This is a genomic window from Streptomyces aurantiacus JA 4570 (genome assembly GCF_000414115.1).
GTDB lineage: Bacteria > Actinomycetota > Actinomycetes > Streptomycetales > Streptomycetaceae > Streptomyces > Streptomyces aurantiacus_A.
In genome coordinates, this window is record NZ_AOPZ01000332.1 from 1 (window position 1) to 8,068 (window position 8,068).

General features: G+C 73.9%; 8 protein-coding genes and 1 pseudogene. 5 read left to right on the forward strand and 4 right to left on the reverse strand.

What is annotated here, in order from left to right; all coding sequences use genetic code 11:
* A pseudogene (locus STRAU_RS43975) lies at nt 1-208 on the reverse strand (hypothetical protein); the annotation flags it as partial.
* 134 nt (nt 209-342) lie between these two features.
* Here STRAU_RS43975 and STRAU_RS28205 point away from each other — a divergent pair.
* Together STRAU_RS28205 and STRAU_RS28210 are read left to right on the forward strand one after the other, a co-directional pair.
* Entirely contained in the window at nt 343-1,704 is a 1,362-nt protein-coding gene (locus STRAU_RS28205; protein WP_037662450.1) for a decaprenylphosphoryl-beta-D-ribose oxidase, read from the forward strand.
* Nucleotides 1,705-1,911: 207 nt separating this feature from the next.
* On the forward strand, nt 1,912-2,667 hold the full coding sequence (locus STRAU_RS28210; RefSeq protein ID WP_016643818.1) for a decaprenylphospho-beta-D-erythro-pentofuranosid-2-ulose 2-reductase: 756 nt from the start codon (nt 1,912-1,914) through the stop codon (nt 2,665-2,667).
* Between the two features lie 50 nt (nt 2,668-2,717).
* On the opposite strand, the gene STRAU_RS28215 is transcribed toward STRAU_RS28210, so the two are convergent.
* The 3 genes from STRAU_RS28215 to trpS all read right to left on the reverse strand — a co-directional run bounded on the left by STRAU_RS28215 (nt 2,718) and on the right by trpS (nt 5,707).
* Nucleotides 2,718-3,905: a hypothetical protein gene (locus STRAU_RS28215; RefSeq protein WP_259300004.1), complete on the reverse strand. Its 1,188-nt coding sequence runs from the start codon at nt 3,903-3,905 to the stop codon at nt 2,718-2,720.
* A 67-nt stretch (nt 3,906-3,972) separates the two neighbouring features.
* Nucleotides 3,973-4,554 (reverse strand): 2'-5' RNA ligase family protein, encoded by a 582-nt coding sequence (locus STRAU_RS28220; RefSeq protein ID WP_016643820.1) that lies wholly within the window; start codon nt 4,552-4,554, stop codon nt 3,973-3,975.
* A gap of 115 nt (nt 4,555-4,669) precedes the next feature.
* Nucleotides 4,670-5,707: a tryptophan--tRNA ligase gene (gene trpS / locus STRAU_RS28225; RefSeq protein WP_052029322.1), complete on the reverse strand. Its 1,038-nt coding sequence runs from the start codon at nt 5,705-5,707 to the stop codon at nt 4,670-4,672.
* Nucleotides 5,708-5,889: 182 nt separating this feature from the next.
* Between trpS and STRAU_RS28230 the strand changes: the two genes are divergently transcribed.
* From STRAU_RS28230 to STRAU_RS39265, 3 genes are all read left to right on the forward strand, one after another.
* Nucleotides 5,890-6,447, forward strand: a complete 558-nt coding sequence (locus STRAU_RS28230) for an RNA polymerase sigma factor (protein ID WP_037662455.1) — start codon at nt 5,890-5,892, stop codon at nt 6,445-6,447.
* Between the two features lie 5 nt (nt 6,448-6,452).
* A complete protein-coding gene (locus STRAU_RS28235; protein ID WP_016643824.1) occupies nt 6,453-7,295 on the forward strand; it encodes a hypothetical protein in 843 nt (280 codons plus the stop codon).
* A gap of 168 nt (nt 7,296-7,463) precedes the next feature.
* Nucleotides 7,464-8,068: hypothetical protein (locus STRAU_RS39265; RefSeq protein ID WP_052029321.1), on the forward strand; the 605-nt coding region annotated here is incomplete at its 3' end.

Below are 8,068 nucleotides of genomic sequence, written 5' to 3' on the forward strand. Positions count from 1 at the left end.
AGCCGGCCCGCCGCTCGCGGTCGAGTGCCGCCCCGGCGAGACCCGCGGCGAGCCAGAGCGCGCCGTGCTCGCCGCTCCAGGACAGCGCGCGGGCGGTCGCGGCCACGCGCGGATCGGCGCCGCAGTCGCGCAGCGCGGACAGCAGCCGGTGGTCGGCGTCGCGCAAACGCCCTCTACTACCCGAACACTCCACATCCCTCGTCTTCATCACACAACGACTCTTCTACCTAAAACTGCAATAATTACGGCAATCTTTGATGACACTCCCTCAATCACCCATTTCGGTGAGGGAGGTAATCATGGTGAGCAAATCCCCCATTCAAGGGCGATACGGTCGCTGCCATGCCATCCACCCCAGCGCCCGAGTCCGTATCCGTGTCCGGCTGGGGCCGCACCGCCCCCAGCACCGCCCGTCTCGTACGTCCCCGTACGCACGCGGAGGCGGCGGCCGCGCTCGACGCCTGCGCGGAGCGCGGTGGCATCGCGCGCGGGCTCGGGCGGGCGTACGGGGATGCCGCGCAGAACGCGGGCGGTGCCGTCCTCGACATGACGGGCCTGGACCGCGTGCACACCATCGACGCCGACGCGGGCACCGTCGTGTGCGACGCGGGCGTCTCGCTGCACCGCCTGATGGAAGTCCTGCTGCCGCTCGGCTTGTTCGTGCCGGTGACGCCCGGCACCCGCTACGTCACCGTGGGTGGGGCCATCGCCGCCGACATCCACGGCAAGAACCACCACGTCTCGGGCTCCTTCGCCCGCCATGTCCTGGCCCTCGACCTGCTCACCGCCGACGGCACCGTGCGCACCGTCGAGCCGGGCACCCCGCTCTTCGACGCGACGGCGGGCGGGATGGGCCTGACCGGAGTGATCCTTTCCGCCACCCTCCGGCTGCACCCCGTCGAGACGTCCCTGATGGCCGTCGACACCGAACGCGCCGCCGACCTCGACGACTTGATGGCCCGGCTCACCGCGACCGATCACCGCTACCGCTACTCCGTCGCGTGGATCGACCTCCTCGCCCGCGGGGCGGCGACCGGCCGCGCCGTCCTCACCCGCGGCGACCACGCACCCCTCGCCGCGCTGCCCGCCCGCGCCCGCACCGCCCCGCTGGCGTTCCGGCCGCGCCAACTGCCGCCCGCGCCCCGCTTCGTACCCGAAGGGCTGCTCGGGCGCCGGTCGGTCGGCCTCTTCAACGAGCTCTGGTACCGCACGGCGCCCCGCTCCCGCACCGGCGAGCTGCAGAAGCTCTCCGCCTTCTTCCACCCCCTCGACGGGGTGCCGCACTGGAACCGCGTGTACGGGCGGGGCGGGTTCGTGCAGTACCAATTCGTCGTCGGGTACGGGCAGGAGGAGGCCCTGCGCCGTATCGTGCGGCGCATCTCCGCGCAGCGCTGCCCGTCCTTCCTCGCCGTCCTCAAACGCTTCGGCGAAGCGGGGGCCGGCTGGCTGTCGTTCCCCGTGCCCGGGTGGACGCTCGCCCTCGACATCCCGGCGAACCTTCCCGGACTCGGCCCGTTCCTCGACGAACTCGACGAAGAAGTCACCGCGGCGGGCGGCCGCGTCTACCTCGCCAAGGACTCCCGCCTGCGCCCCGGCACGCTCACCGCGATGTACCCCCGCCTCCCCGACTTCCGCGCCCTCCGCCAGGAACTGGACCCGAACGCCCTGTTCCGCTCCGACCTCTCCCGCCGCTTGAACCTGTGACGTTTTCTCCCACCCACCCGCCCTGACTTGCCCGACCGGACGCAGCCGGCACCTCAGCCAAACCGCCCGTCCGGGGAGGTTTCAGCCCGGCCGGAGAAGTTTCAGCCCGTCCGGCGTTTGAGGGAAGGGGCGGGACTGGGGAAGGCCCCGCAGGGCCACCACCCGCACCGAACCACCCACCCCCACCCCCACCCCCAAGGACCCCCCATGAAAGACGCCTTCGGCACCCCCCAGTCCCTGCTGATCCTCGGCGGCACGTCCGAAATCGCCCTGGCCACGGCCCGACGCCTGGTCGCCCGCCGCACCCGCAAGGTCTGGCTGGCAGGCCGCCCCTCCCCCGCCCTGGAACAGGCGGCGGACCACCTCCGCGACATGGGCGCCGACGCCAGAACCGTCCCCTTCGACGCCCTGGACGCGGAGTCCCACACCGACACCCTCGGCGCCCTCTTCGCCGACAACGACATCGACATGGTCCTGCTGGCCTTCGGCATCCTCGGCGACCAGGCCCGCGACGAGGACGACCCGCTCGCCGCGGTCCGCGTGGCCCAGACGAACTACACGGGAGCGGTCTCGGCGGGCCTGATCTGCGCTCGCGCCCTACAGGCCCAGGGCCACGGCTCCCTGGTCGTCCTCTCCTCCGTCGCCGGCGAACGCGCCCGCCGCTCGAACTTCATCTACGGCTCCAGCAAGGCGGGCCTGGACGCCTTCGCGCAGGGCCTGGGCGACGCCCTGCACGGCACCGGCGTGCACGTCATGGTCGTACGCCCCGGCTTCGTACGCTCGAAGATGACGGCGGGCCTGGACGAGGCCCCGATGGCGACGACGCCGGAGGCGGTGGCGGAGGCCATCGAGACGGGCCTGCGCCGCCGCTCGGAGACGGTGTGGGTGCCGGGCGCCCTACGCGTGGTGATGTCGGCGCTGCGCCACGTGCCGCGCCCGGTGTTCCGCCGCCTGCCCGTCTGACCCGGGCCACCGGGCGACCCGTCTGACCCGGGCCACCGGACAACCCGGACTCAGGGCTCGTACACCGCCACGACGGGCATCGTCAGCGGGTTCCCGCTCTGCATTACGTACACCTTCCCGGCCCCCACGAACCGCTTCGTCCCGGGCACCCGCCCCACCTGCTCGAACCAGAGCTGCTGCTTGCCGCCCGCGGTGATCTCGCCGGTGGCGGGCAGCCGCCGCCACGGGGCCTTGCGGCAGGAGCCGTCGGCGGCGCGGAAACGGTGGCGATCGAAGAGGATGCCGCCCGCGCCGTCGTGCGCGACGGGAGGCCGGGACAGGCAGGGGTCGGTGTCGGCGCCCCGCTGCTCGCGCCAGCGCGCGCCGTCCCAGCGGAGCAGGACGCGCTCCGCGGACGGTTCGCTCTCCGACTCGCCGTGGTTGAACGAGTGCGTGCCGTACGCCCACACCTCGTCGCGGGACACCGCGAGCACCTCGGTGAGCGAGGCACCGGCCTCCGGCGGGACGGGGTCGGGGAAGCGGAGGACGGGCGTCGGCGTGAGCTTCCAGGCGCGGGCGCGGGCGTCCCAGCGCATGGCGGCGGGCTGCGTCGTCTCGCCCCCGGCGCCGCCCACGCCGGGCCCGCGGTCGCGGTACCCGACGGCCCACACGTCGTCGCCGGACGTCCCGTCGAGCGCGGTGGCGACGGCGGGCAGCGGGGTGACGGTCCAGCGGGTGCCGTCCCAGTGGGCGGCCCGGTCGCCCACGAGCGCCCAGACGTCGTCGGGCGCGAAGGCCCTGAGGTCGCCGACGGCACCCTGGACGGACGGCCGCGGGACGGCGTGCCAGCGGGTGCCGTCCCAGCGGGCGAGGCGGGAGCCGGACGAGGGCGCCACACCGTGGAGCCACACGTTGTCGGGCCCCGACGCGTCGAGCCGGGGCTGCGTGACGCGTCCGCCCAGCGCGGCGGGGAGCGGGGTGCGCCGCCATTTGGTGCCGTCGTGGCGCAGCAGGTAGGGGTCGGTCCCGGCCGTGCCGGCGCCCTGGTCGGCACCCACGGCCCAGATGTCGTCGGGGGCGGCGGCCACGACGGCCTCCACCGTGCCCCTGGCCCGCCGGTCGATGTGCGCGATCTTCCAGGCACCGCGCTCGGCGGAGCCGGAAGCGCCCGGCGCGCGCGAGCCGTCCGCGTCGCCCGCCGAACCGCCGCCCTCCCCCGCGCACCCGGCCAGGAGCACCATCCCGACGACCGCGCTCACCACGGCTCTGTACGCCCTCACTGCGGCCCCCGTCCGGCACCCTCGGGTCCTCCCGAGGCCCGCTGGGTCAGCGGGCGGGCAGCGTACCCCGCGCGGCCGGGGCGGATGCCTGCGGGGGCACGGTGGAGCCGCCGAAGGCGAATTCGCGCAGCTTGCGCCAGACGCCGTCGGCGCCCTGCTCGTACAGCGCGAAGCCGGTGCACGGCCACTCGGCCTCGTACTCCGAGAGCTCCTCGTACGCCCGGTCCATGGCCTCGTCCTCGATGCCGTGCGCGACGGTGACGTGCGGGTGGTACGGGAACTGCAGTTCGCGCACGAGCGGCCCGGAGGTGTCGCGGACCCGCTCCTGGAGCCAGGAGCAGGCCGAGCCGCCCTCGACGACCTGGACGAAGACGACGGGCGACAGCGGACGGAACGTGCCGGTCCCGGAGAGCCGCATCGGGAACGGCCGCCCGGCGGCGGCGACGGCGGACAGGTGCTGCTCGATCGCGGGGAGCGCCCCCGACTCCACCTCGGTCGGCGGCAGCAGCGTGACGTGCGTGGGGATGCCGTGTGCGGCAGGGTCCCCGAAGCCGGCGCGCAGCTCCTGGAGCAGGCTGCCGTGTGGCTCCGGGACCGCGATCGACACACCGATCGTTACGGTCCCCACGTCGTACTCCTGTCGTCGCGTTGGTGGGCAGGGGGCTCCGCCGTGGCGCCCGGCGGGGTGGTGCTCGGTCGGGCGGGCCCGGGGTGGGTCTCGGCCGGGCGGCCCGGGGTGGAACTCAGTGCTTGGCGGGCAGGAAGCCCACCTTGTCGTACGCCTGGGCCAGGGTCTCCGCCGCGACGGCGCGCGCCTTCTCCGCGCCCTTGGCCAGGATCGAGTCCAGCGTCTCCGGGTCGTCCAGATATTCCTGGGTGCGGTCCCGGAAGGGGGTCACGAACTCGACCATGACCTCGGCGAGGTCGGTCTTCAGCGCACCGTAGCCCTTGCCGGCGTACTTCTGCTCCAGTTCCGCGATACCCGCGCCGGTGAGCGTCGAGTAGATGGAGAGCAGGTTGCTGACGCCCGGCTTGTTCACGGTGTCGTACTTGATCACCGTGTCGGTGTCGGTGACGGCGCTCTTCACCTTCTTGGCGGTGGCCTTGGGCTCGTCGAGGAGGTTGATGAGGCCCTTCGGCGTGGAGGCCGACTTGCTCATCTTGATCGCCGGGTCCTGGAGGTCGTAGATCTTCGCGACCTCCTTGAGGATGTGCGGCGCCGGGACGGTGAACGTCTCGCCGAAGCGGCCGTTGAAACGCTCGGCCAGGTCACGGGTGAGCTCGATGTGCTGGCGCTGGTCCTCGCCGACCGGCACCTCGTTGGCCTGGTAGAGCAGGATGTCGGCGACCTGGAGCACGGGGTACGTGAACAGGCCGACGGAGGCGCGGTCGGCGCCCTGCTTGGCCGACTTGTCCTTGAACTGGGTCATGCGGGACGCCTCGCCGAAGCCGGTGAGGCAGTTCATGACCCAGGCGAGCTGGGCGTGCTCGGGGACGTGGCTCTGGACGAACAGCGTGCAGCGCTCCGGGTCGAGGCCCGCGGCGAGGAGCTGGGCGGCGGCCAGGCGGGTGTTCGCGCGCAGCTCGGCCGGGTCCTGCGGGATCGTGATCGCGTGCAGGTCCACGACCATGTAGAAGGCGTCGTGGGACTCCTGGAGGGCCACCCACTGGCGCACCGCGCCGAGGTAGTTGCCCAGGTGGAACGAGCCTGCGGTGGGCTGGATCCCGGAGAGCACGCGCGGGCGGTCACCGGGGAGCGAGCGGGGACGTTCAGAAGCCATGCTCAGCATTCTCTCAGGTGCCGCCCGTTGGTCGGGAACTGGTGCGTGACGGGTGGGAACCGATTCGGTCCGGGCGGTGTACCAAGAGTGTGAGTGCACGGGGGGAAGCTCTGGAGGAGGCTCCGGGACACGCGGCGGGGCGGGCGCTGGAGGGGGCCGGTATCGGCGTCGACGAGGCGGCGGTGATCGCGCGCGTGCGCGCCGGCGAGGCCGAGGCGTATGCCGAGCTGGTGCGCGCCTTCACCGGCGTGGCGCTGCGCGCGGCGGCGGCGCTGGGCGCGGGGGCGGACGCGGAGGACGTGGTGCAGCAGTCCTTCTTCAAGGCGTATCGCGCGCTCGGCCGGTTCCGGGACGGCTCGGCGTTCAAGCCGTGGCTGCTGTCGATCGTCGCCAATGAGACGAGGAACACAGTGCGTTCGGCGGCGCGGCACCGCTCCGCGGCGGGCCGCGAGGCCGCGCTGACGGAGGCGGAGCCGCTGATACCGGCCTCGGCGGACCCGGCCGTCGCGGCCGTGGAACGCGAGCGCCGCGCCGCGCTCCTCGCCGCCCTGGACCACTTGGGCGAGGACCACCGCCGTGTCGTGACGTACCGCTATCTGCTGGAGCTGGACGAGGCGGAGACGGCGGAGGCCCTCGGCTGGCCCAGGGGCACGGTCAAGTCCCGGCTGAACCGCGCCCTGCGCAAGCTGGAACGACTGCTTCCGGATCAACGGCTCCCGGAGGGAGGTGAGGGGAGGTGAGAGACGTGTCGGACGGGGACGGCCAGGACGGTCGGGACGGCCAGGGCGGTCGGGACGAGCTGCTGGCCGAGGAGTTGCGGGCGCTGGGACGGGCCCTGGACCGGCCCGAGCGCGGCGAGACGATGGTGGAGCGGGTGCTCGCGCAGATAGTGGCCGAGGGCGTCCCGGCCCCGGTGGCGGAGCAGGCCGGAGCGGGCGAGCGGCTGCGGCTGGCGCTGCGGCGCGTGCGGCGCGGCCTGCGGGCGCGGTGGCGTGCCCTCGTCGCATCCCTGTGCGGCCTGCTGACCGTCCTCGCGCTGACGCCTCCCGTGCGGGCCGCGGTCTTCGAATGGTTCGACTTCGGCGGAGTCGAGGTGCGGTACGACCCGTCGCCGCCCCCGTCCGGGGCGCGCACGCCCGGGTGCGGCGAGCACCAGGTGTCGCTCGCGCGGGCCGCGCGGGAGGCCGGGTTCCGGCCCGTCGTGCCGACGGCGCTCGGCGAGCCGGACGCGGCGGCGGTGACGCGTGAGCCGTCCGGGCGCTTCCTGGTCACGCTGTGCTGGCGCGAGGGCGGGGGGACGGTGCGGCTCGACGAGTTCCCGGCCCCGCTCGACCCCGGCTACACCAAGCTGGTGCCCGGCATGCCCGAGCGGCTCGACCTCGCCGGGGGCACGGGCCTGTGGTTCGCCCGCCCCCACCGCCTCGAACTGTGGATGCGGGACGCCTCCGGCGGCGACAGCTGGAAGCGCACGGTGCGCCCCGCGGGCCCGACGCTGCTGTGGACGGACGAACGGGAGCTGACGCTGCGGCTGGAGGGCGTGGGGTCGAAGGCGCGGGCGACGGCCATCGCGGAGTCGGTGCCGGATTAGCTCGGACAGGTGAGCTATGGAGGGGAACCTGCGGGGCTCGGCCGGTGTACCAGAAGTGAACCGGTACGGAGGGGCCGTGCCGGAGAGCAGCAGGGGGCCGACATGCGAGAGGCAGGGCGAAGGGCAGGGCGAAGGGCAGGGCGAGGGGCAAAAGGGGCAGGGCGAGGGGTGGAGCGCGGGGCCCGGCGGCTGGTCGGGGCGGGTGTGACGGCGGTGGCCGCGCTGCTGACGCTGCTCCTCTGCGCCCCGGGGGCCGCGGCCGGTGGTCCCACGAGCGTGCTGCTCACCTCACCGGAGAGCGCCGAGACGGCGTCGCTCCACCACGGGCAGGCGGCGTACGGGGAGTTGGAGACCCTGCTCGGCCCCACCACCGAGGGCGAGAGCGAGCAGCCGCCCGGCCTGAGTCTGGGCGCCACCCGCCAGATCAACGTGACCTGGCTGGCGCACGACGTGCACCCGTGGCGCGTGGACCGGGTGTATCCCGAGCCGTCGGCCACCAAGGACGCGTCGACATGGATCCACACGACGACGGACCCGGAGACGATGAGCGGATACTGGCACAGGTCCCCGGACCCGTCGGCCCTGCGCGCCCTCCTGAAGGACCTGGGCCTGATGGGCAAGGTGTCCGAGCGGAACCACGCGGGGATCCGCCCCAGCGCGGCGGCGGCCCCGGGCGCGGGAAGCGCTGCGGATGCCGAGGGCACCAAGGGAACGCGCAGCGCCTCAAGTCGGGACAGCGGAGGCGCGGTCGCGGGCGGGGGCGGGGGCGGGGG